A 22628-nucleotide genomic window follows, 5' to 3' on the forward strand; every position below is an offset into this window, starting at 1 on the left:
TTCATAACCCGCACTTGGTTCGTCTTATTCAGTTCTCAAAGGTCTTAACGTCACCTCTCAGGCGACAACTATTACATTCTATCAAACTATACATCCCCTGTCAACTACTTTGTCAAAAAAAAATTAAAAAAAAAATTTAAAAGCATTATTTTTAATAACATGATTAGAAAAAACTCCTAAATTTTAGGAGTTTTTTGTTTACATCATATTATATAAAAGTACAGCTAATACTGCCCCTACAAGAGGACCTACTACAGGAATCCAAGAATATGACCAATCCGAATCACCTTTTCCTTTAAGTGGCAGTATTGCATGCATCAAACGAGGACCTAAATCACGCGCTGGATTAAGAGCATAACCAGTGGTTCCTCCTAAAGATAAACCTAATCCCCAAATAGTGAACGCTACACAAATAGTCCCTAAACCATTGACCATATCATAGAATCCAAAACTTAGAATAGCTAATACTAAAACAAATGTTCCTAAGATTTCACTGAGAAGATTCGTACCTGTACTTCTAATAGCTGGACCTGTAGCAAAAGTTGCTAACATACCTGCTGGATCTTGACTTGCTTCTTCGTAATGAGGTTTATGCATCAACCAAACTAGAGTTGTTCCTAGCATAGCGCCAAGCATTTGAACAATAGTATAGGTGAAGAATGTACCAAAACTGATATCACCTTTAACTGCAAATGCTAATGAAACAGCAGGATTCAAATGAGCTGGCCCTAGATTCCCTGAGATATAAGCCGCAATCATAACTGCAAATGCCCAACCTGCTGTAATAACAATCCAACCGGCATTATTATTTTTAGTTTTTGGTAGAACGACACCTGCAACAACTCCGTTACCAAGTAAAACTAATAAGGTTGTTCCTAAAAATTCTCCAAATACATCCATTCCCATCAATACACTCCGTTTCTATTTATTTTTTAAATGAACTAAATCATTTTCAGAAATAGCTTGATTTAATGCAGCTGCCATTGCTTCTTTTTCTTCTACACTCCAGTCATAGTAACGAGCCATTTCCTCCAAGACTGGTGCGACTAATGATGTCATCTTTTCACGCATGAAGAGCATGTAATTTGTTCGACGTAAGAAGAAATCCACTGGACTAAGTGCCATTTCATGACGCATGGCATAATGCAAAGACAAGGTTTCTGACAAGGTTAGACCATTTGCTTGTTTCACTGTTTCAGCTAAAGCATAAACTTTTGGTGCATTTGAACCATAAAGATTAGCATGGTAGCGTGCTTCTTCTGGACTAAGGCCCTTTAATACACCTAGTTGTGCATAGGCTTCTAGCTCTTTTTCGACATTATTGGAATTGAGTTCTCCCCCTGAAACAGGATAGGTTTCTGAGTTAATCAAGTTAAACTGACGACCTTGTTCATTGGCAAGCAATTCTAAAATCAACTCCATTGCTCCTTTGGCCATCTTACGATAGTCCGTGATTTTTCCACCTGAGAGAGTAATTAAACCATTAGCATCACGCTCCAAACTTGAACCACGAGAAACTGCTGATGGATCCAGTGCTTTTTCTGATAAACTACCTTCCAAGCGAGTGACAACTGTTTCTACTTCTTCTCTAGTCTTTTCATGAGCTAGGTAATCCTGAACTGCTCCAACTAACTGATCAAAACTCTCATCAGTCATTTTGCCACTGTTACCACCATTATAATCAGAAGCACTATTACCAGATAGAAGCGGACGTAAACCTGCCCAAGCACTTTCAATATCGTCCATGGTCAATTGAGATTCTGGGAAACGATTATTGACAATTTCAAGTAGATAATCTACATCTTCTTGACTCACTTGTGGGTGAGCTAAGTCACCTTTATAATCAGTGTCTGTTGTTCCGAAGTAGGTCTTATCTTCCCTTGGAAGAACAAAAATCATCCGACCATCATTAAGCCCACTGTCAAAATAAATTGGTTGTGGCACTTGTAAACGACTTTGATCGACAACTAAATGCACACCTTTAGTTGGACGAATCTTATAGACTTTTTCTTGTTTAGATAGATTACGGACTTCATCACTCCAAGGTCCTGTCGTATTGATTACCAAACGAGCTTTCACTTCTAAAGTTTCATTTGTTAATAAATCTCGTGCGACAACACCAACGACCTTATCGCCATCATAAAGGAAATCTTCTACCTTAACATGATTAGCAATCAAAGCACCATCTCGATTAGCCCGCTTGATATTTTCAATAACTAGACGAGCGTCATTATTACGATAATCGAGATAAACACCGCCTCCCAATAAACCTTCTTTTTTCAAATGAGGCACACGTTCTAACACTTCTTCGCGACTAAGCACCTTATTAGCAAGAGGAGTATTATTCACATTTGCTAATAAATCATAAAGATCCATGGCAACTTTAAGACGGAACAAACTAAATGTTGAGCCTTCCTCTTCATAAACTGGCAAAAGCATAGGATCCGGTTTAGGAATATGTGGGGCGATGCGTTGCACCACTGCTCGTTCAGAAACCGTATCTGCCACCACTTCAACATCAAATTGTTTTAGGTAACGCAGACCTCCGTGAACAAGTTTGGTTGAACGACTACTTGTTCCTTGAGCAAAATCTTGCATTTCCAACAGACCTGTGTCCAAACCACTAGCTGCTGCTTGCAAAGCTAAGCCAGCACCGGTAATCCCTCCACCGATAATCAATAGGTCTAGAGTTCGCTCTTGCATTTTTTTTAGGGATAATTGACGTGTTGTTTTTGAAAATTCCATAGGCTTCTCCTATTCTGCAAAAACTTGAGTCGCTTTAACTGCTTTTTTCCATCCATTATACAGCTGTTCTTTGCGTGAATCATTCATACTTGGTGTAAAGAGTTCGCCTGTTTCATTAAGGGCTTTCAATTCTTCCATATCTTTCCAATACCCAACAGCCAAACCTGCTAGGAATGCCGCACCTAAAGCTGTTGTTTCCAAATTCTTAGCACGCGCAATATCAATACCCAAAATATCAGACTGGAATTGCATCAAGAAACTATTCATGGCTGCACCACCATCAACTTTAAGCACTTGAATGTCAATACCAGAATCCACACGCATGGTATCAATAACATCACGGACTTGATAAGCGATTGATTGCAAGGTTGCTTTGACAAAATCTTCCTTACTTGTTCCACGAGTTAGGCCAAAGACTGAGCCGCGTGCGTCTGAATTCCAATACGGAGCACCCAATCCAGTGAAGGCTGGTACGACATAAACTTCATCGTCACTGCTTGATGAACGAGCTAAGCCTTCTGACTCTGGTGAAGCACTCACCATTCGCAAACCATCACGCAACCATTGCACTACACTTCCTGCAATAAAGATTGAACCTTCCAAAGCATAATAAACCTTGCCGTTGATGCCATAACCAATTGTGGTCAACAGTTTATTTTCAGAAATCTGCATTTTCTCGCCAGTATTCATCACGATGAAAGAACCTGTGCCATAGGTATTTTTAACCATACCTGGTTCAAAAGCAAGCTGACCAAATAGGGCTGCTTGTTGATCCCCTGCCATACCTGAGATTGGCACTTCACCGCCATAGAAGTGGAATGGTGCTGTGTGACCATAAATTTCTGAATTTGATTTCACTTCAGGCAACATAGCTTTAGGAATATTAAGAATTTCCAGAATCTCATCATCCCATTTAAGTTCTTCGATGTTATACAGCATTGTTCGTGCTGCATTTGAATAATCCGTCACATGAGATTTGCCATCTGTTAATTTCCAAACCAACCAAGTATCAATCGTACCAAAAAGTAACTCACCTTTTTCAGCACGTTCTTGAGCACCTTCTACATGGTCTAAAATCCAACGAACCTTGGTAGCAGAGAAGTAGGCGTCAATGACCAACCCTGTTTTTTTATGAAATAGTTCTTCATAGCCGTCTTTTTTCAACTGGTCAGCTAGATGAGCTGTTTGACGAGATTGCCAAACAATCGCATTATAAATTGGTAGGCCCGTTTCCTTATCCCAAACTACTGTCGTTTCACGCTGGTTAGTAATTCCAATCGCTTCAATTTGTGATGGTTTAACACCACTTTCAATAAAAGCACCTGCAATAACAGACTGAACAGAATTCCAAATTTCATTAGCATTATGTTCTACCCAACCGGCTTGCGGGAAAATTTGTGTGAATTCTTTTTGACTTGAACTAACCTTTTCACCTTTTTTATTAAAGATAATAGCACGTGAACTAGTTGTTCCTTGGTCAATTGCCATAATGTATTTTTCTTCAGTCATCTGAAACCCTCCTTGTTTCATGTGATTTATTGTTTACGCTTTCATTTTATCAAAAAAAGAAAAGCGCAAGCTATCATCTTTTTTAAAGACATTAAAAAATATTGATAGATTTTCACAAACTTCTTTTCTTTGTCACTTCTTCTTGCAACCAATAAGCAATTTTTTCTCGATCTGCTGACTGAAATGTAGCAGGCAAACGATAAATTGGATAAGGGACAGATTCACAAAAAGTTGAACTAACTACTAGACCATCATAGACCTGATCTTTTTCATAAGACAAGACATCCAGATAAGGAAAACTAGCCAATTCCTCTTTCAGCACCAACTTAACTAAGTCAAGCATAAGTGAATCACCCGTTAGGGCCAGTCCTAAACGATAAACTTTTTGAACTGGCTTGGTTAAATATGCTAGCAAGGCCAAGAAATGCCAACGATAACACAAGACTTCTTCTCTTTGTCCTTCATCATCTGGAAAAAATTCTTGCGCCAGTTGGAGATGACTTGGCTTAATAAGAGAAATAAAATAAGACTGATTTACATCATACTCTTGGGTAAACAACCACAAACTTCCCTTGAAAAAATAAGCTTGGTGCAACAGTTGGCTTAAAACATCATTAACGACATCTGGCAAGGGCCAACCACAAATTTCTTCCTTTCTTAGACAGTGAATCAATTTAGTTAATTGGTCAACCACGGGTCCTCCAAAGCCTAGTAAAAAATTCATGTTATGGCGAGGAAGTATTCCCTTGGAAACAAGAAAGGCAAATAAGGAGTAAGCTTCAACTTGATCTAATTCCACAGCATAGCGACTAAAATAACGCAGACAAGCCTTTTCCAATCGTTGAAAAAATATATTCTGCTGATAAGGAATCAGAAGATTTGTTAACACACGACTATCTTTTTTACCACCTGGCCAACGCTTATGGCTAATATAAAACCACAAACTTAAATCTTGCTTTGCTTCAGCAGTCAAACTAGACTGACACAAACGTTCAATCAGTTGGACTTCTCTTTGGATGGTAACTGAGCTTGATATGATTTGTTGTTTACTTAACGACCAAGTTTGTGAATATAGCAACCAGTAGAAATATCTAATCTGATGTTCTGAACCTTGCCAGTGACCGTTAGAAATATTCAAATTAAATTCGGCTAAAAGCTCGTTCAAGCCTGCCAAATGACGATGTAGAGTCGCCTCACTAATTGACAAGGTCTGGCATAATTCTTGAATACTAAAACTATTCTGTTCCAATAAATAATTGATGATTTGATATTTAATCGAACGCGTTAAAAAAGAGTTCAATAACTCTGACCACTCTAAATTGACTGGTAACTCAAGTTGACAATAATCTTCTTTTAAAGTGATGTGGATGGCTAGCGTATCCAGTAAAACTTGCTCGTGAAAACTGTCAATGTACTTACGAATGGTTGATTTTGATAAAGATACTGCTTGTGATAACTCCTTGAGGGTCAATGGTGCTGCACAATTTCTCAAATGACATAGCATACGATAACTACCAGCATCTGCTTTTTCCATTAAGTCAACAATTTGCATTAGCTCCTCCGTTCCACTAAACTTTTTAGCATAATTTGATGAAGATGATAAAATAGCTCAGTCTGTCCTAAGCTAAACAGAAAATCTTGAAAGACCAAATCTTCGTCTGTTTTTTGCTCTGCCATTGCCAATACCAAAGGTTGAAATAAGGTTAAACAATTTTGTTTAGAAAGAGCTTGTGCTCCCAAAAGACGACCTGTTTCTTTTGCCACAACTAATCTAATAAAAATCTGATCAGTCACATGAGAAGAAAAGGAAGCTTGGTAATCAATACAAGCGATGTCTTGTTCAAAAATAGCCTCTTCTGCTGTCAAGCCCAAGGCTGCTCGATACCAACCATACTGTTTATGGGCGACCAATTGAGTAGAGAGTGGCAAGCTATAAGTAGATTCCCACAAATTATAAGCCGCTAAACTCCCTGTTTTCAAAGCTGTATTGATTAAAGGCCGATAGACCAAATTATTTTCTGACAACAAAGGAACTCGAATTAAATCACCAACTGCGAAAATTTCTGGTATGGCTGTTCTTAAATAGGTATCGACTTCAATGGTTTGATCAGGTGATAAAATGGGCAACTGCTTAACTAAAGTACTATTAGGACGGAAACCGGCACATAATAAAATCAAGTCAACAGTTACCGATTGACAATCCGTTACCAATCTCAAGCCAGAATCAACTTGCTCAATCGTATGCACGCGTTCTTGACAAAACAGATTTAACCCTGCCTTCTTCATATCGTTTAACATGGGACTTAAAAAATCGGCATCAAAAAAATTAAAATCTAAACTCTCCTGTGCCTCAAAAAGATAGACCTTTTTACCTAGCTTCAAACAAGTTTCACTGGTTTCAATACCAATCTGACCAGCTCCAATAACTGCAATTCGTTCTGCTTTAGCCAATAAAGTCTTAGCTTCTTGACTTTCTTGATAGGTCTTACAAGATAAAACACCCGGCAAATGACTTCCCTTGATATAGTCTGACATTTGACGAGAACCCATAGCCAAAATAAGACGATCATACACAAGACAATGACCATTATCCAATAGTAACCTTTGATGACTGGCATCAATATCGATAACTTCCTGTCCTAAGTACAACTTGATTCCCGAATTTTCGACAACTTTCTTATTAAAAAACTCTTGATTGTCACTAGCCATCTGATTTTTCAAAGACCAACTAAAAGAATTGGGCATATAGGCCAGTTTTTCTTGACGTTCAATCACACTAACCTCTGCTTTAGGATATAGTTCTTTTGCTTTTAAAGCTGCAGCAATTCCTGCAAAAGAACCTCCAATTATCACAATTTGAACCATAGTTTCTCCCACCTTCTTTCACTTTAACTATATCAGAATGTCATATAAAAATAAAGAAATAAAAAACAAGTCCCTCTCAGGACTTATTATATTAAAGGATCTATTAACGTAGTCAAATACGACTCTTCTTGGTTTCCTCTTATCACTAACCCTTCCCTAGCACATTGCAGCAATCTCAGAGCAAAAGCTTTCAAGTTGGATTCTTCTTGAGAATCCAAGTTATTATTAGCTACCTTGGTTCGTAAACTTTTCACCTGTGAAATTGATTTTTGGTGTTCATCTAAAATCTGCTCCAACTGATCTAAGTTAACCAAAAGACCTAGATGAAAAGCAGCCGATGCAAAAGTTCGATTAAAAGATTGACAACAAACACTTCGAAACTCAACTGTGCCACGTCGAATTAGGAGTTGATAGTGATAACTACGATGATGCTCCAAATCCTCTGGTAACGGTTTTATCTGATGTTTTTTTCCTGTCAAATCAAAGACGTCAATATATTTTTGATGTAAGTAATCTTTAACTTGAATTTGTGGAAAATAGTAGATTTCTCCCTCGCGCATCACATAGAATAAACTTGATTGGCTGAGATAATTAAGAAAATCATGCTCAGATTGAAAAGATTGTGGATAAAGACCAATATTTTCCTTGAAAAAACCATGCATAGACGCTTCCCAAAAATAATCTCTTGCCAGTGACAGTTGCAACCCCTCATGAATAAACGATGAATTAGCAAATAAGTAGGCCTTGACGGCTTCAAGTTGATTAAAAGCATTTAGCACTCGCAAATAATTAGTCTTTGAAACATCTAATTGGACTTGACTGCCACAAATAAAGCCACCATAATCTCTATAAGGATGAAAATTTTGTTGTGGATAACAACTAGACATACTTAAATATTGTGTTAGCATTTGATAACGTGGTGTGTCAACCGAACGATTATCATTTATTTCCCAGCTTGGATGAATACCTTGCCCCTGTAAAGCATGATGATGTTTTCTTAAAAAACCTTGAATCACCTTCATGTATTGCTGGAAACGTTCTTCCACCTGCTGTATCGCCTCTGAACGTCCAAAGGCAATTTCTAAAATATTGTAAGAAACCTCAAATAATATTTGATCCTGACTAACAGAATCTAAGAGCTGGATTGGGTTGCCGTTAACATCTCTTTGAATAATGTCAAAACCCAAACAATCTGCCAGATGAACCAATAATTTTTTTGTTACTTGAATATCCGTAGCTTGACTACTCAGATTAACAATCGGAAACTCTAACTCAATTCCAAGATAAAGTTTTGGATTATCTTTCAAATGCTCCAAGTAGGCTTTTTTCAAAAGCTCTATTTCAGGTCTAGTCATCAACTTTACCTCTTTTATAATTTTCTCACTATTATATCAAATTTTTGAAAAAAGTAAAACGCCTGCTTACGACATATTTCTAAATTAGAGATATTTCGTAAACAAGCGTTAAGCTCAATTCTATATGATGAGTGTTCCCGCTGAGCAAAAGCTCAGCGGTTGACCAGAGCTAGACTAAGAGACAAGTCTCCAACATCATAACACTCAACAAAATTGATGATATTATACTAATTCAATGATTGCCATTGGTGCAGCATCACCACGACGTGGTTCTGTTTTAAGAATACGAGTGTATCCACCATTGCGTTCAGCATAACGCGGAGCAATCTCTGAGAAAAGTTTTTGAAGCGCAGTTGTAGATGTGTAAGTATCTGTTGCTTCATCATAGTTTTCAGCTGCAATTTCGTTACGTACAAAAGCTGCTGCTTGACGACGAGCATGCAAATCACCACGTTTACCAAGAGTAATCATTTTTTCAACTGTTTTACGGATTTCTTTAGCACGAGCTTCAGTTGTCACGATTGATTCGTTAATCAAAAGATCAGTTGTCAAATCGCGAAGCATTGCTTTACGTTGTGAGCTAGTGCGTCCTAGTTTACGGTAAGCCATTTTGTCCTCCTCTATTATTTTTTATCGTTTCTAAGGCTGAGTCCTAGTTCAGTCAATTTAATCTTAACTTCATCAAGACTCTTACGACCTAAGTTACGAACCTTCATCATTTCAGGTTCAGATTTTTCTGTTAAATCAAGTACAGTATTGATTCCTGCACGTTTCAAACAGTTATATGAACGAACAGATAAATCAAGTTCCTCAATCGTACGTTCAAGTACTTTGTCGTCATTGGTTTTTTCAGTCTCTTTCATCACATCAGCATTCATAGCCACTTCAGTCAGATTAGTAAAGAGATTAAGATGCTCCATTAAAACACGAGCAGATAAACCAAGGGCGTCTTCCGGAATGATTGTTCCATTTGTCATAATTTCGATAGTCAATTTATCAAAACCATCATTGCTACCAACGCGAGCTGGTTCAACTTGATAATTAACTTTCTTAACTGGCGTATAGATTGAATCTACTGCCAAAGTGCCAATCGGAGCATGTTCTTTTTTATTCATCTCAGCAGGAACATAACCACGGTCAGTTGCCACAGTCATACTAGCTTTGAAACTAGCTCCTTCTGCAATGGTAAAAAGATAATGATCTGGATTAACAATCTCAATATCACTATCTGTCAAGATATCTCCGGCAGTTACTTCTGCTGGACCTTGAACATCAAGTTCAATCACTTTTTCGTCTTGGACGTAAGATTTTACAGCAAGTCCTTTAATATTAAGGATAATTTGCATCACGTCTTCACGAACACCTGGTACTGTATCAAACTCATGTAAAACGCCATCAATTTTGATTGATGTAATTGCTGCACCTGGTAAAGATGACAACAAGACACGACGAAGTGAATTACCTAAAGTTGTACCATAACCACGTTCCAAGGGCTCGATGACAAACTTGCCATAATCTTTATTTTCATCAATTTTTGTTATTATTGGTTTTTCAAACTCAATCATTTTCTATACTCCCTCGACAAACGAATCTTGTGTATTAGGTTTAATTATGATTACACACGACGACGTTTTGGAGGACGAGCACCATTATGTGGCACAGGAGTCACATCGCGGATAGCAGTCACTTCAAGACCTGCCGCTGCAAGAGCACGAATAGCTGACTCACGACCTGAACCAGGGCCTTTTACAGTTACTTCAACTGTTTTCAAACCATGTTCTTGTGCAGATTTAGCTGCTGCTTCCGACGCCATTTGAGCTGCAAATGGTGTTGATTTACGTGAACCTTTGAAACCAAGTGCACCAGCTGAAGACCATGCAACTGCATTACCATGCACATCTGTAATCATAACAATTGTGTTGTTAAATGTAGCGTGAATATGTGCAATACCAGACTCGATATTCTTTTTCACACGACGTTTACGTGTTGGTTTAGCCAATTTTTTTACCTCCTATTTTATTTTTTCTTACCTGCAATCGCAACAGCTTTACCTTTACGAGTGCGAGCGTTGTTTTTAGTGTTTTGTCCACGGACAGGAAGTCCACGACGGTGACGGATTCCACGGTATGAACCGATTTCCATCAAACGTTTAATGTTCAAAGTTACTTCACGACGAAGGTCACCTTCAACCTTGATCGCATCCACTTCACGACGGATTGCATCTTCTTGATCTGGTGTCAAATCTTTTACACGAACATCTTCTGAAATTCCAGCTGCTGCCAAGATTTTTTTAGATGTTGCAAGTCCGATACCATAAACATAAGTCAATGAAATCACTACGCGTTTATCATTTGGAATGTCAACTCCAGCAATACGAGCCATATCTTCTCCTTTCTATTTTATCCTTGACGTTGTTTGTGTTTTGGATTTGTTGGACAAATTACCATAACACGACCGTGACGACGAATAACTTTGCAATATTCGCAAATTGGTTTAACCGATGGTCTTACCTTCATGTTTTAATCCCTCCAATTATTTCGTTATTTAAAGCGGTATGTGATGCGTCCACGTGTCAAATCGTACGGACTCAACTCAACAGTTACGCGATCACCCACTAAAATACGAATATAATTCTTGCGGATTTTCCCTGATACTGTTGCTAAAATTTGATGCCCATTTTCCAATTCAACGGTAAACATGGCGTTAGGCATGGTTTCAATAACCTTACCTTCAATTTCAATCACATCTTCTTTTGCCACACAAAAGTCCCCCTTTAAATTTCGATTTGATGCCCTCTCCATAGAGAGGTAACAATTATAGTCAGACTAGACTATTTTAGCATGATTCTTTTAGATATGCAAGTGAAAATCACTAATTACTTGATTGAATCAACTGCTTTTTCAATATCAGCAAAAACATTTGCGATTTCTTGATCGCCTTCAATATCTGATACCAAGCCAAGCTCACGATAATGAGCAATAATTGGCTCACCTTGAGCAATATTGACTTCTAAGCGATTTTTAACCGTTTCTGGCTTGTCATCTTCACGTTGGTAGAACTCACTTGCTCCACAAGTATCACAAACATTTTCCACCTTAGTTGGGTTGAAAACCTTATGATAGGTCGCACCACAAGGACGACACATGTAGCGACCACTTAGACGATCTACCAAAATACTTGGATCAATCTCAATGTTAATCACACCATCCAGCGTCAAGCCCAACTCTAACAAGGTTTTATCTAAGGCCTGAGCTTGTTCAATTGTTCGTGGATAACCGTCCAACAAGAAACCATTTTCAGCAACATCTGCTTGTGCTAAACGTTCTTTGACAATACCATTTGTCACTTCATCTGGAACAAGATTACCTGCATCAATATATGATTTGGCTAGCTTCCCCATCTCTGTTTGATTTGCCATAGCTGCACGGAACATATCACCTGTTGAAATATGGATTAGGTTAAATTGTTCAACCATCTTAGCTGCTTGCGTTCCTTTACCAGCACCTGGTAAGCCCATGATTAAAAGATTCATGTTTCTCTCCTTATTTTGTTTTCAAATAAAGCTGCCACATTTGACAGACTTATTAAAAAACAAAATAGAAGGGATTGTGGATAGCCTCCTAACAATCCCTATTTAGATAGTTTCCCATCCTATTTTGTTTAACATTTTTATTTTGATGTATTCATAAAGCCTACATACTTACGCTTCAAGAGATAACCTTCAAGTTGTTTCATACCATCAATACCTGTCGAAATTAGGATTAACAGACTGGTTCCCCCTAAAGCCAAGCCCGAAGATAGACCAAAAATTTGTTGAGCCACAATCGGACTGAGGGCAATAAAAGCCAAGAAAATCGAACCAATAGTTGCTAAACGTTTCAAAAGACCAGACATATATTTTTCTGTTTCAGGCCCTGGACGAACCCCGATAATATAAGCTGAACTCTTTTGCAAGTTTTCTGCTGTTTTTTCTGGATTAACCTGAACAAAAGTGTAAAAGAATGAAAACAGGATAATCAGAACAGCATAGACTAGCATTCCTACAGGCGTTCTAAAATCAAATAAGCTCTGTAAAGTCGTTAACCACGGTCGGTCTGTTCCTCCAAGAAATGGTAAAATTGTACTTGGAATGCTAGTGATCGAACTAGCAAAGATAACCGGAATAACTCCTGCTGGATTAACTTTCAAAGGCAAGTAAGAGTTTGAAGACGCACCCTGAGCTAATTTAGTGTATTGAATCGGAATCTTATACTCCGCTTGTTGAATAAAGGTCGTAAAGAAAACAACCAACAGAACGGCCAAGACTAAAATTCCTACATAAATAAGCGAGTTTTTAATATCACTTGAGCGAACATTGACAAAATAATCTTCATAAATTGCACTAATTGCACCTGGTAAAGATGAAACAATACCTGAGAAGATAATCATTGACACCCCATTACCGTACCCCTTATCTGTAATTTGCTCACCTAACCAAGTAACAATCACACTACCTGCTGTTAGAATTGAACCAATCAAGAGATAGGTTTGCATATTCGGATTTTTCACCAAAGCTGCTCCAGACAAGCTGTTAAAACCTGCGGTGATACCTACTGATTGAATAAAGGCAAGTACCAAAGCAATATAGCGAGTCGCTTGATTCAACTTACGACGACCAACTTCACCTTGCTTACCCCACTCAACAAATTTAGGCATAATGTCCATTTGTAAGAGCTGAACAACGATGGATGCGGTAATGAAAGGACTAACTCCCATTGAAAATACTGAAAAGTTTTTCATAGCATTACCACTAACCAAATTAAACATGTTCAAAAAGGGCAAATCACTTAGCTGAGCCAAACTTTGGGCATTAATGCCAGGAACCGTGATATGCGTCCCTAAACGAAATACAAAAATAATAAAAATGGTAAATAGAATTTTTTTACGGAGATTTTTAATCCGTAAAGCATCCTTGAGTAACTTAAAGAACATTAGTCGTCCTCCTCAATTAGATGACTTCTACTGAACCACCTTTTGCAGTGATTGCTGCTTCAGCAGATTTTGAGAATTTAGCTGCTTTGACAGTCAATTTCTTAGTCAACTCACCATTTCCAAGAATTTTCACACCTGATTTTTCAGCACGAACAATTCCTGCTTCCTTAAGAACAACTGGTGTTACTTCTGTACCATCTTCAAAGACATTCAATTGATCAAGGTTAACCAAAGCATACTCTTTTGTATTAACGTTAGTGAATCCACGTTTTGGCAAACGACGGAACAACGGTGTTTGTCCACCTTCAAAACCTAGACGAACGCCACCGCCACTACGAGCTTTTTGACCTTTTTGACCACGACCAGAAGTTTTACCATTACCTGATGATGTTCCACGACCAACACGGTTACGAGTTTTACGAGAACCTTCTGCAGGTTTAAGTTCATGAAGTTTCATTTAATTTTCTCCTTAAATATCATTGCTAGCGCTGATTGTTTGGGGAAGGAACCCCAAACCTCAACTCGCTTATTTTTTTGCAAGATAAGGTTGAGACTCTGCCCAACCCATCTCTTTATTAACTTAATTTAATCCGTAAACTAGCTTAGTTCACTTCTTCAACAGTAACCAAATGAGATACTGTGTTAATCATACCACGAATTGCTGGGTTGTCTTCTTTAACAACTGAGCTATTCAATTTACCAAGTCCAAGAGCAACAACTGTTTTACGTTGTGCAGGGATACGACCGATTGGAGACTTAGTCAAAGTAATTTTAATTTGAGCCATGTGAATCTCCTTTCTTATGCCAAGTCAGAAACTGAAATGCCACGAAGAGCAGCAACTTCTTCTGCACGTTTCAATTGTTTCAAACCTTCAACAGTTGCACGAACAATGTTGATTGGTGTGTTTGAACCAAGAGATTTTGAAGTAATATCAGCAATACCTGCCAATTCCACAACGGCACGAACAGCACCACCTGCGGCAACTCCAGCACCCTCAACAGCTGGTTTCATCAAGACACGAGCACCACCAAATTCTGAGTGTACTTCGTGAGGAATTGTTGTACCAACCATTGGAACTTCGATTAAGTTTTTCTTAGCGTCTTCAACTGCTTTGCGAATTGCTTCTGGTACTTCTTGAGCTTTACCTGTACCGAAACCAACACGACCGTTACGATCACCAACAACTACAAGGGCTGCAAAACGAAGACGACGTCCACCTTTAACAACCTTAGTAACGCGGTTAATCCCAACTACGCGCTCTTCAAGTTCAACTGCATTATCTTTAAATGCCATTATTAAGTGTCCTCCCTATTAGAATTTCAATCCGTTTTCACGAGCTGCATCAGCCAACGCTTTAACACGTCCGTGATAGAGATATCCACCGCGGTCAAACACCACTTCAGAAATACCTTTAGCTACTGCACGTTCAGCAACAAGTTTGCCGACAACAACGGCTTGTTCAGTTTTAGTTCCTTTTGAAACTTCTTTGTCAAGAGTTGATGCACTTGCGAGCGTTACACCCGCTACGTCATCAATTACTTGAGCGTAGATGCCTGTATTAGAACGGAAAACGTTCAAACGTGGGCGGTCAGCAGTTCCAGAAAGTTTGCCGCGAACGCGTTTATGACGTTTGTGGCGGATTTTGTTTTTATCTGGTTTCGAAATCACAATTTTCACCTCTTAAATATATTTTGCCCAAGGGCAAATGCTGTGCTGTCGATAGTAAGTTGTTGCAAGCTGATAAACAGCTTGCAACAAAACTCCTATACGATTATTTACCTGTTTTACCTTCTTTACGGCGAACGAATTCACCAACGTAGCGAATACCTTTACCTTTGTATGGTTCTGGTGAACGAAGGCTACGAACATAAGCTGCTGTTTGACCAACAACTTCCTTGTTGATTCCAAAAACATTAATTGTTGTTGGAGAAGGTACTTCAAATGTAACACCTTCTGGTGCCACTACTTCATCTTGGTGAGATTTACCAACTGAAAGGACAAGTTTGTTACCTTGAAGTTGAGCACGGTAACCGACACCACGCATTTCAAGTTCTTTTTTGAATCCTTCAGAAACACCCACAACCATGTTGTTCAAGTTTGCACGAGATGTTCCATGGATTGTTTTCATTTCTTTAGAATCATTTGGACGATGAAGGGTTACTTCTGTTCCTTCAATTTTAATTTCAATGTTTTTGTTGAACTCACGAGTAAGCTCACCTTTAGGTCCTTTAACAGTAACCACATTGTCATTGTTGCTGATTTCAACACCAGCAGGCAATGTAATCACTTTATTACCAATACGTGACATATTTTTATTTTCTCCTGTTAAATTATCAAGCCCAATATGGACTAGTTTTCACGGGGTAGCGTTTATTACCAAACGTAAGCAACAACTTCTCCACCAACGTTCTTTTGACGAGCTTCTTTATCTGTCAAAAGACCTTCTGATGTTGAAACGATTGCAATACCAAGTCCGTTAAGGACTTTTGGTAGTTCTTCATGTTTAGCGTAAACACGAAGACCTGGTTTAGAAACACGTTTCAAGTTTGTGATAACACGTTCTCCGTTTTGTCCATATTTCAAGAATACACGAATAACACCTTGTTTGTCATCTTCAACAACTTCAACGTTTTTTACAAAACCTTCACGTTTAAGGATTTCAGCAATCCCTTTTTTAATATTTGAAGCAGGAACTTCTAACACTTCATGTTTTGCTTGATTAGCATTACGAATGCGTGTTAAAAAATCTGCAATTGGGTCTGTCATAACCATGATTTATTTTCTCCTATACTAGTAGTTTGAATAGTTCACTTGCTAGTTAATATTTGCCTGATGGCATATTCTTACCAAGACGCTTTAGTAACGCCTGGGATTTGACCTTTGTATGCTAACTCACGGAAGCAAACACGGCAAAGTTTGAATTTGCGATAAACTGAGTGTGGACGGCCACATTTCTCGCAACGAGTGTAAGCTTGCGTAGAGAACTTAGCTGGACGCTTGTTCTTAGCAATCATAGATTTTTTAGCCATTATATTTACCTCCTATGTTATTTTGCAAAAGGCATACCAAGGCCTTTAAGCAATTCGCGTGACTCTTCGTCAGTATTTGCAGTAGTAACGATAACAATATCCATACCACGAACTTTATCAACATCATCGAAGTTGATTTCTGGGAAGATAAGTTGTTCTTTAACACCTAGTGTGTAGTTACCACGTCCGTCAAATGATTTTGTTGGAACCCCATGGAAGTCACGAACACGTGGCAATGAAACTGATACCAATTTATCCAAGAATTCATACATACGCTCACCACGAAGGGTAACTTTAGCACCGATGGCAACACCTTCACGAAGACGGAAGCCGGCGATTGATTTCTTAGCTTTAGTGATCAATGGTTTTTGACCAGAGATAAGTGCCAATTCAGCTGCAGCTTTTTCTAAGTTTTTAGCATTTGATACAGCATCACCAACACCCATGTTAAGAACGATTTTCTCAACTTTTGGTACAGCCATTACAGAAGTGTAGTTGAATTTCTCTGTCAAAGCAGGGACAACTTCATTAGTGTATTTTTCTTTTAAGCGATTAGCCATTATACTTCTCCTTTCCTTCGTGATTAGTCAAGCACTTCGCCTGATTTTTTGTTGTAACGAACTTTTTTGCCGTCAACAAACTTGTAGCCTACACGACCAGCAACACCGTTTTTGTCCAATACTTGAACATTTGAAGCGTGGATTGCTGCTTCTTGCTCTACAATAGCTCCTTGAGGGTTTACGCTATTTGGTTTTTGATGTTTCTTAACCATAGCCACACCTTCGACAACAACTTTATTTACTTTTGGAAGTGCTTTAAGAACAACAGCTTCAACACCTTTGTCCTTACCAGCAATTACGCGAACTTTGTCGCCTTTTTTTACAAACATGATTTTCTCCTGATATTTTCTTACGCCCTAAGGGCACCCTGCCTTAACAGACAGGGGACTGAGTTTGTTTTTGATTAAAGTACTTCTGGAGCAAGTGATACAATCTTCATGTAACCACCGTCACGCAATTCACGTGCAACTGGGCCAAAGATACGAGTACCACGTGGGTTTTTATCTTCACGGATAATAACCGCAGCATTGTCATCAAATTTGATGTATGAACCGTCTGGACGACGAGCACCTGTTTTTGTACGAACAATAACAGCTTTGACAACATCACCTTTTTTAACTGCTCCACCTGGTGTTGCTTGTTTTACAGAAGCAACGATAACATCGCCGATGTTAGCAAATTTACGTCCTGAACCACCAAGAACTTTGATAGTCAAGATTTCACGAGCACCGCTATTATCAGCAACTTTTAAGCGAGTTTCTTGTTGAATCATCTCAATTGTCTCCTTTTAGTTTTATTAGATAATAACAGCTTCTTCCACAACTTCTACAAGACGGAAGCGTTTTGTAGCTGAAAGTGGGCGAGTTTCCATGATACGTACGATATCGCCTTCTTTAGCGACATTGTTTTCATCATGTGCTTTGTATTTTTTAGAGTAGTTGATACGTTTACCATAGACTGGGTGGTTACGTTTTGTTTCTACTACAACTGTGATGGTTTTATCCATTTTGTCAGATACAACACGTCCAACAAGGGTTTTACGTTGATTACGTTCCATTATTAGAATACTCCTTTCCCAATCTATTATTTCATTTCAGATTGCACAGTTTTAACACGTGCAATTTGTTTTTTAACTTCGTCCAAACGTGCAGTTTTATCAAGTTGGCCTGCTGCTGCTTGGAAACGAAGGTCAAACAATTCTTTTTTGAGTTCGTTTTCTTTTTTAGCAAGCTCTTCTTGAGACAAGCCACGAAGCTCTTTAACAAAATCTTTAATTTCTTTAAGTTTCATGTCTTCTCCTTATTCTGCTTCACGTTTTACGAATTTGCATTTTACTGGCAATTTGTGGCTTGCAAGACGAAGTGCTTCACGAGCGATTTCTTCAGAAACCCCTGCAACTTCAAACATTACTTTACCACGTTTAACTGGTGCTACCCAACCTTCAGGTGCCCCTTTACCAGATCCCATACGTACCCCGATAGCTTTAGCGGTGTATGATTTATGTGGGAAGATCTTGATCCAAACTTTACCACCACGTTTCATGTAACGCGTCATAGCGATACGGGCAGCTTCGATTTGGCGGTTAGTAATCCAGTGGCTTGTTGTTGCTTGAAGACCAAATTCTCCAAAGTCAACTTGTTTACCACCTTTAGCTTCACCGCGCATTTTTCCACGGAATTCGCGACGGTGTTTAACACGTTTAGGTACTAACATTTGTTATTTGCCTCCTTTAGTGTCTTTACGAGCTGGAAGAACTTCTCCACGGTAAATCCAAACTTTAACACCTAGTTTACCGTAAGTAGTATCCGCTTCTTCCCAAGCGTAATCAATATCTGCACGAAGCGTATGAAGTGGAACAGTTCCCTCAGAGTAACCTTCTGCACGGGCAATATCTGCACCATTCAAACGACCTGATACTTGAGTTTTGATTCCTTTAGCTCCTGCACGCATTGTACGTTGGATTGCTTGTTTTTGTGCACGACGGAAAGCAACACGTTGCTCTAATTGACGAGCAATGCTTTCACCAACAAGGTGAGCATCCAAATCTGGAGACTTGATTTCAACGATGTTGATGTGAACTTGTTTTCCAGTCATTTTGTTCAACTTAGCACGAAGTGCATCAACGTTAGCACCACCTTTACCGATAACCATACCTGGTTTAGCAGTGTGAAGTGATACGATAACCTTATTTACTGCACGTTCGATTTCGATTGTAGAAACTGACGCATCAGCCAATTCCTTGTTGATGAATTTACGGATTGCAAGATCCTCATGAAGGTAATCCGCGTATTCTTTTTCAGCATACCATTTCGCATCCCAGTCACGGATGATTCCGACACGCATACCAATTGGATGTACTTTTTGACCCACGATTTTACCTCCTATTTTTCTGACACAACTACTGTGATGTGTGTTGTGCGTTTGTTGATTGGTGAAGCTGAACCTTTAGCACGTGGACGGAAACGTTTCATTGTTGGTCCTTCGTTAGCGAAAGTTTCAGACACTACCAAGTTAGCTTTTTCCAAGCCAAAGTTGTTTTCTGCATTTGCGATTGCTGAGTTCAATGTTTTCTCAATAACGCGTGCAGCTTTGTTTGGTGTGAATTTCAAGATTGCGATTGCATCAGCAACGTGTTTCCCACGAATGAGATCAAGAACAAGACGTGTTTTACGAGGTGAAACACGGACTGTACGAGCCATTGCTTTAGCTGAAGTAATTTCTGCCATTGTGTCCTCCTCCTATTATTTACGACGTGTTTTCTTGTCGTCTGCTGCGTGACCTTTGTAAGTACGAGTTGGTGCAAATTCACCAAGTTTGTGACCTACCATGTCCTCTTGAATGTAAACAGGCACATGTTTACGTCCATCATAAACTGCGATTGTATAACCAATGAAACTTGGGAAAATCGTTGAACGACGTGACCAAGTTTTAATTACTTTTTTCTTTTCGTCATTAGCTTGAGCTTCAACTTTTTTCATCAAATGCTCATCGACGAAAGGTCCTTTTTTAAGACTGCGTCCCATGAATTAGTATTCTCCTTTAAAATCTGTACCACAACGGCTTGGATAAATAAGACTAACATCTTATCTACCCTACCGAGCTGGCGGATGTTAGATGTTTTTAAGCACCTATAAAATTATTTCTCGTTACGACGACGAACAATAAGTTTGTCTGATTTAGCTTTCTTGTTACGAGTTTTAAGACCAAGAGCAGGTTTGCCCCATGGAGTAGATGGTGCCTTACGACCAACTGGCGCTTTACCTTCACCACCACCGTGTGGGTGATCGTTAGGGTTCATTACAGAACCGCGGACAGTAGGACGAACGCCTTTCCAACGGTTACGACCAGCTTTACCAATGTTAACAAGTGATTGTTGCTCGTTACCAACTGTACCAACAGTCGCACGACAAGCACCAAGAATCATACGAACTTCACCTGATTGAAGGCGAACAAGAACGTATTTACCTTCTTGACCCAACACTTGAGCAGATGTGCCAGCAGCACGAACCAACTCAGCACCTTTACCTGGTTTCAACTCAATGTTGTGAATCACTGTACCAACTGGGATATTTGCAAGTGGAAGTGCATTTCCGACTTTAATATCCGCATCTGGACCTGAAACGATACGTTGACCTACTTCAAGACCTTTTGGTGCAATGATGTAAGCTTTAACACCGTCAGTGTAATGTACAAGAGCGATGTTAGCTGTACGGTTTGGATCATACTCGATTGTCTTAACAACTGCTTCAACACCATCTTTGTTACGTTTGAAGTCAATCAAACGGTAATGACGTTTGTGTCCACCACCTTGGTGACGAACAGTGATGCGACCGTTGTTGTTACGACCAGCTTTGCTTTTCAATGGAGCAAGCAATGATTTCTCTGGAGTGCTTGTAGTGATTTCAGCAAAATCCAAAGAAGTCATGTTACGACGGCCATTTGTCGTTGGTTTATATACTTTAATACCCACGATAGTTCCTCCTTAGATTATTCCGCTTCAGCTGCAAACAACTCGATTGCTTTTGAATCAGCTGTAAGAGTGATGATAGCTTTTTTAGTTTTGTTTGTGAAACCAACAAAACGTCCAACACGTTTTTGTTTTGGTTTTACAGTAACTGTGTTAACACTTGCAACCTTAACGCCTTCAAATGCAGCTTCCACTGCTTGTTTGATCAACAATTTATGTGCACGTGTATCTACTTCAAAAGTATATTTACCTGATTCAAGAGCAATCATAGATTTTTCTGTGATAACAGGTTTTTTAATTACATCATACAAGTTCATTATGCAAGAACCTCCTCGATAGTAGAGATTGCTTCTTTAGTAACAAGAAGTTTATCTGCGTTTACGATATCAAGAACACTTGCAGTTGTTGCTGTTGCAACTTTAACATTTGGAAGGTTACGTGCAGAAAGTGCTGCAAATTCATTTCCTTCTTCAAGAATAACAAGTACTTTTGAATCGATGCTAAGAGCTGAAAGAACTGTTGCAAATTCAGCAGTTTTTGGTGCTGCAAATGAAAGTGCTTCAACTGCTACAAATTTATCTTCAGCAACTTTTGCTGAGTAAACTGACTTCAATGCAAGACGACGTACTTTTTGTGGAAGTTTGTAGCCGTATGAACGTGGAGTTGGTCCAAAGACAACACCACCACCACGCCATTGCGGTGAACGGATTGAACCGTGACGTGCACGACCAGTTCCTTTTTGACGCCATGGCTTGCGACCACCGCCTGATACTGCTGCACGATTTTTCACGGCATGTGTACCTTGACGAAGGCTAGCACGTTGACTGATTACAACATCAAAGACCACTGATTCGTTTGGTTCAATACCGAAGATAGCGTCATTAAGTTCAACTGTGCTAACTTCTTTACCAGTTTGGTCAAATAGTTTTACGTTTGCCATTTTAACTGTTTTCCCCTTTCCTTAATTATTTACCAGCTTTAATTGCTGATTTGATAGTGATAAGAGATTTCTTAGCACCAGGCACGTTACCTTTGATAAGAATAACATTTTTTTCTGGAACAACTTGAACAACTTCAAGATTTTGGATAGTCACACGGTTACCACCCATACGTCCTGCCAAACGTTTGTTTTTGAAAACACGGTTAGGTGCAACAGGTCCCATAGAACCTGGACGACGATGGTAGCGAGAACCGTGAGCCATTGGCCCGCGTGATTGACCGTGGCGTTTGATAACACCTTGGAAACCTTTACCTTTAGATGTTCCAGTAACGTCAACAACATCTCCAGCTGCGAATGTTTCTACAGTAATTTCTTGACCAACTTCCAAGCCTTCGATGTTTTTGAATTCACGAATGAAGCGCTTAGGAGCTGTGTCTGCTTTAGCGACATGGCCTTTGGCAGGTTTGTTGCTCAATACTTCACGTTTGTCATCAAAACCAACTTGAACAGCTTGGTAGCCATCAGTTTCAACAGTTTTCACTTGAAGAACCACGTTTGGAGTTGCTTCAATGACAGTTACAGGGATAAATTCACCAGCTTCAGTGAAGATTTGAGTCATTCCCACTTTTTTCCCTAAGATTCCTTTTGTCATGAGAAAATATTTCCTTTACTTATTTTTATTGCAA

The 22628-nt window shown here is 39.0% G+C and carries 34 protein-coding genes; all 34 read right to left on the bottom strand.

Annotated features, from left to right (window positions below):
• Positions 1 to 198 precede the first annotated feature (198 nt).
• Positions 199 to 900: an MIP/aquaporin family protein gene (locus tag FRX54_RS05775; RefSeq protein ID WP_146462124.1), complete on the bottom strand. Its 702-nt coding sequence runs from the start codon at positions 898 to 900 to the stop codon at positions 199 to 201.
• A 21-nt stretch (positions 901 to 921) separates the two neighbouring features.
• Complete coding sequence (gene glpO, locus FRX54_RS05780; RefSeq protein WP_146462000.1) at positions 922 to 2745, bottom strand: type 1 glycerol-3-phosphate oxidase; 1824 nt, start codon at positions 2743 to 2745, stop codon at positions 922 to 924.
• A gap of 9 nt (positions 2746 to 2754) precedes the next feature.
• The gene (gene glpK, locus FRX54_RS05785; RefSeq protein WP_146462002.1) at positions 2755 to 4254 is read right to left on the bottom strand and encodes a glycerol kinase GlpK; all 1500 of its coding nucleotides are present in this window, start codon (positions 4252 to 4254) and stop codon (positions 2755 to 2757) included.
• A 112-nt stretch (positions 4255 to 4366) separates the two neighbouring features.
• On the bottom strand, positions 4367 to 5806 hold the full coding sequence (locus FRX54_RS05790) for a helix-turn-helix domain-containing protein (protein WP_146462004.1): 1440 nt from the start codon (positions 5804 to 5806) through the stop codon (positions 4367 to 4369).
• Positions 5806 to 7119 (bottom strand): FAD-dependent oxidoreductase, encoded by a 1314-nt coding sequence (locus FRX54_RS05795; protein ID WP_146462006.1) that lies wholly within the window; start codon positions 7117 to 7119, stop codon positions 5806 to 5808. The genes FRX54_RS05790 and FRX54_RS05795 overlap by 1 nt, the downstream gene beginning before the upstream one ends.
• A gap of 86 nt (positions 7120 to 7205) precedes the next feature.
• Complete coding sequence (locus FRX54_RS05800) at positions 7206 to 8474, bottom strand: glutamate-cysteine ligase family protein (protein ID WP_146462008.1); 1269 nt, start codon at positions 8472 to 8474, stop codon at positions 7206 to 7208.
• Positions 8475 to 8696: 222 nt separating this feature from the next.
• Entirely contained in the window at positions 8697 to 9083 is a 387-nt protein-coding gene (rplQ, locus tag FRX54_RS05805) for a 50S ribosomal protein L17 (RefSeq protein ID WP_146462010.1), read from the bottom strand.
• Between the two features lie 14 nt (positions 9084 to 9097).
• Positions 9098 to 10039, bottom strand: coding sequence for a DNA-directed RNA polymerase subunit alpha (locus FRX54_RS05810; protein WP_146462012.1), 942 nt, complete (start codon positions 10037 to 10039; stop codon positions 9098 to 9100).
• A gap of 50 nt (positions 10040 to 10089) precedes the next feature.
• Positions 10090 to 10473, bottom strand: a complete 384-nt coding sequence (gene rpsK, locus FRX54_RS05815; RefSeq protein WP_002887520.1) for a 30S ribosomal protein S11 — start codon at positions 10471 to 10473, stop codon at positions 10090 to 10092.
• A 17-nt stretch (positions 10474 to 10490) separates the two neighbouring features.
• The gene (gene rpsM, locus FRX54_RS05820) at positions 10491 to 10856 is read right to left on the bottom strand and encodes a 30S ribosomal protein S13 (protein WP_146462014.1); all 366 of its coding nucleotides are present in this window, start codon (positions 10854 to 10856) and stop codon (positions 10491 to 10493) included.
• A 17-nt stretch (positions 10857 to 10873) separates the two neighbouring features.
• Positions 10874 to 10990: a 50S ribosomal protein L36 gene (rpmJ, locus tag FRX54_RS05825; protein WP_146462016.1), complete on the bottom strand. Its 117-nt coding sequence runs from the start codon at positions 10988 to 10990 to the stop codon at positions 10874 to 10876.
• Between the two features lie 24 nt (positions 10991 to 11014).
• Positions 11015 to 11233: a translation initiation factor IF-1 gene (gene infA, locus FRX54_RS05830; RefSeq protein ID WP_146462018.1), complete on the bottom strand. Its 219-nt coding sequence runs from the start codon at positions 11231 to 11233 to the stop codon at positions 11015 to 11017.
• Positions 11234 to 11349: 116 nt separating this feature from the next.
• On the bottom strand, positions 11350 to 12006 hold the full coding sequence (locus FRX54_RS05835; RefSeq protein ID WP_146462020.1) for an adenylate kinase: 657 nt from the start codon (positions 12004 to 12006) through the stop codon (positions 11350 to 11352).
• 137 nt (positions 12007 to 12143) lie between these two features.
• Complete coding sequence (gene secY / locus FRX54_RS05840) at positions 12144 to 13445, bottom strand: preprotein translocase subunit SecY (RefSeq protein ID WP_146462022.1); 1302 nt, start codon at positions 13443 to 13445, stop codon at positions 12144 to 12146.
• A 16-nt stretch (positions 13446 to 13461) separates the two neighbouring features.
• Positions 13462 to 13902, bottom strand: a complete 441-nt coding sequence (gene rplO / locus FRX54_RS05845; RefSeq protein ID WP_146462024.1) for a 50S ribosomal protein L15 — start codon at positions 13900 to 13902, stop codon at positions 13462 to 13464.
• A 145-nt stretch (positions 13903 to 14047) separates the two neighbouring features.
• A complete protein-coding gene (rpmD, locus tag FRX54_RS05850; protein WP_146462026.1) occupies positions 14048 to 14230 on the bottom strand; it encodes a 50S ribosomal protein L30 in 183 nt (60 codons plus the stop codon).
• A gap of 14 nt (positions 14231 to 14244) precedes the next feature.
• Complete coding sequence (rpsE, locus tag FRX54_RS05855) at positions 14245 to 14739, bottom strand: 30S ribosomal protein S5 (RefSeq protein WP_146462028.1); 495 nt, start codon at positions 14737 to 14739, stop codon at positions 14245 to 14247.
• An 18-nt stretch (positions 14740 to 14757) separates the two neighbouring features.
• Positions 14758 to 15114, bottom strand: coding sequence for a 50S ribosomal protein L18 (rplR, locus tag FRX54_RS05860; protein WP_146462030.1), 357 nt, complete (start codon positions 15112 to 15114; stop codon positions 14758 to 14760).
• Between the two features lie 103 nt (positions 15115 to 15217).
• Positions 15218 to 15754: a 50S ribosomal protein L6 gene (gene rplF / locus FRX54_RS05865; protein WP_146462033.1), complete on the bottom strand. Its 537-nt coding sequence runs from the start codon at positions 15752 to 15754 to the stop codon at positions 15218 to 15220.
• A gap of 65 nt (positions 15755 to 15819) precedes the next feature.
• Positions 15820 to 16218: a 30S ribosomal protein S8 gene (gene rpsH / locus FRX54_RS05870; RefSeq protein WP_146462034.1), complete on the bottom strand. Its 399-nt coding sequence runs from the start codon at positions 16216 to 16218 to the stop codon at positions 15820 to 15822.
• 71 nt (positions 16219 to 16289) lie between these two features.
• A complete protein-coding gene (locus FRX54_RS05875; protein WP_001085697.1) occupies positions 16290 to 16475 on the bottom strand; it encodes a type Z 30S ribosomal protein S14 in 186 nt (61 codons plus the stop codon).
• Positions 16476 to 16492: 17 nt separating this feature from the next.
• Positions 16493 to 17035: a 50S ribosomal protein L5 gene (rplE, locus tag FRX54_RS05880; protein WP_146462036.1), complete on the bottom strand. Its 543-nt coding sequence runs from the start codon at positions 17033 to 17035 to the stop codon at positions 16493 to 16495.
• Between the two features lie 23 nt (positions 17036 to 17058).
• Positions 17059 to 17364: a 50S ribosomal protein L24 gene (gene rplX, locus FRX54_RS05885; protein ID WP_146462039.1), complete on the bottom strand. Its 306-nt coding sequence runs from the start codon at positions 17362 to 17364 to the stop codon at positions 17059 to 17061.
• A gap of 74 nt (positions 17365 to 17438) precedes the next feature.
• Positions 17439 to 17807: a 50S ribosomal protein L14 gene (gene rplN, locus FRX54_RS05890; protein ID WP_146462041.1), complete on the bottom strand. Its 369-nt coding sequence runs from the start codon at positions 17805 to 17807 to the stop codon at positions 17439 to 17441.
• Positions 17808 to 17831: 24 nt separating this feature from the next.
• A complete protein-coding gene (gene rpsQ, locus FRX54_RS05895; RefSeq protein ID WP_002885836.1) occupies positions 17832 to 18092 on the bottom strand; it encodes a 30S ribosomal protein S17 in 261 nt (86 codons plus the stop codon).
• A gap of 26 nt (positions 18093 to 18118) precedes the next feature.
• Positions 18119 to 18325, bottom strand: a complete 207-nt coding sequence (rpmC, locus tag FRX54_RS05900; RefSeq protein ID WP_146462043.1) for a 50S ribosomal protein L29 — start codon at positions 18323 to 18325, stop codon at positions 18119 to 18121.
• 9 nt (positions 18326 to 18334) lie between these two features.
• The gene (rplP, locus tag FRX54_RS05905; protein WP_146462045.1) at positions 18335 to 18748 is read right to left on the bottom strand and encodes a 50S ribosomal protein L16; all 414 of its coding nucleotides are present in this window, start codon (positions 18746 to 18748) and stop codon (positions 18335 to 18337) included.
• Positions 18749 to 18751: 3 nt separating this feature from the next.
• Positions 18752 to 19405 carry a 30S ribosomal protein S3 gene (rpsC, locus tag FRX54_RS05910; protein ID WP_146462047.1) on the bottom strand — a complete coding sequence of 218 codons (654 nt, stop codon included), beginning with the start codon at positions 19403 to 19405 and terminating at the stop codon, positions 18752 to 18754.
• 11 nt (positions 19406 to 19416) lie between these two features.
• Positions 19417 to 19761 carry a 50S ribosomal protein L22 gene (gene rplV, locus FRX54_RS05915; RefSeq protein ID WP_146462048.1) on the bottom strand — a complete coding sequence of 115 codons (345 nt, stop codon included), beginning with the start codon at positions 19759 to 19761 and terminating at the stop codon, positions 19417 to 19419.
• 15 nt (positions 19762 to 19776) lie between these two features.
• Positions 19777 to 20058: a 30S ribosomal protein S19 gene (gene rpsS / locus FRX54_RS05920; protein WP_000533766.1), complete on the bottom strand. Its 282-nt coding sequence runs from the start codon at positions 20056 to 20058 to the stop codon at positions 19777 to 19779.
• A 113-nt stretch (positions 20059 to 20171) separates the two neighbouring features.
• A complete protein-coding gene (rplB, locus tag FRX54_RS05925; RefSeq protein WP_146462050.1) occupies positions 20172 to 21005 on the bottom strand; it encodes a 50S ribosomal protein L2 in 834 nt (277 codons plus the stop codon).
• Between the two features lie 17 nt (positions 21006 to 21022).
• A complete protein-coding gene (locus FRX54_RS05930) occupies positions 21023 to 21319 on the bottom strand; it encodes a 50S ribosomal protein L23 (RefSeq protein ID WP_146462052.1) in 297 nt (98 codons plus the stop codon).
• Entirely contained in the window at positions 21319 to 21942 is a 624-nt protein-coding gene (gene rplD, locus FRX54_RS05935) for a 50S ribosomal protein L4 (RefSeq protein WP_146462053.1), read from the bottom strand. The genes FRX54_RS05930 and rplD overlap by 1 nt, the downstream gene beginning before the upstream one ends.
• Before the next feature lie 25 nt (positions 21943 to 21967).
• Positions 21968 to 22594, bottom strand: coding sequence for a 50S ribosomal protein L3 (rplC, locus tag FRX54_RS05940; protein ID WP_146462055.1), 627 nt, complete (start codon positions 22592 to 22594; stop codon positions 21968 to 21970).
• Positions 22595 to 22628 lie beyond the last annotated feature (34 nt).

The sequence above is a fragment of the Streptococcus sp. sy004 genome (genome assembly GCF_007859205.1).
Taxonomy (GTDB): Bacteria; Bacillota; Bacilli; order Lactobacillales; family Streptococcaceae; genus Streptococcus.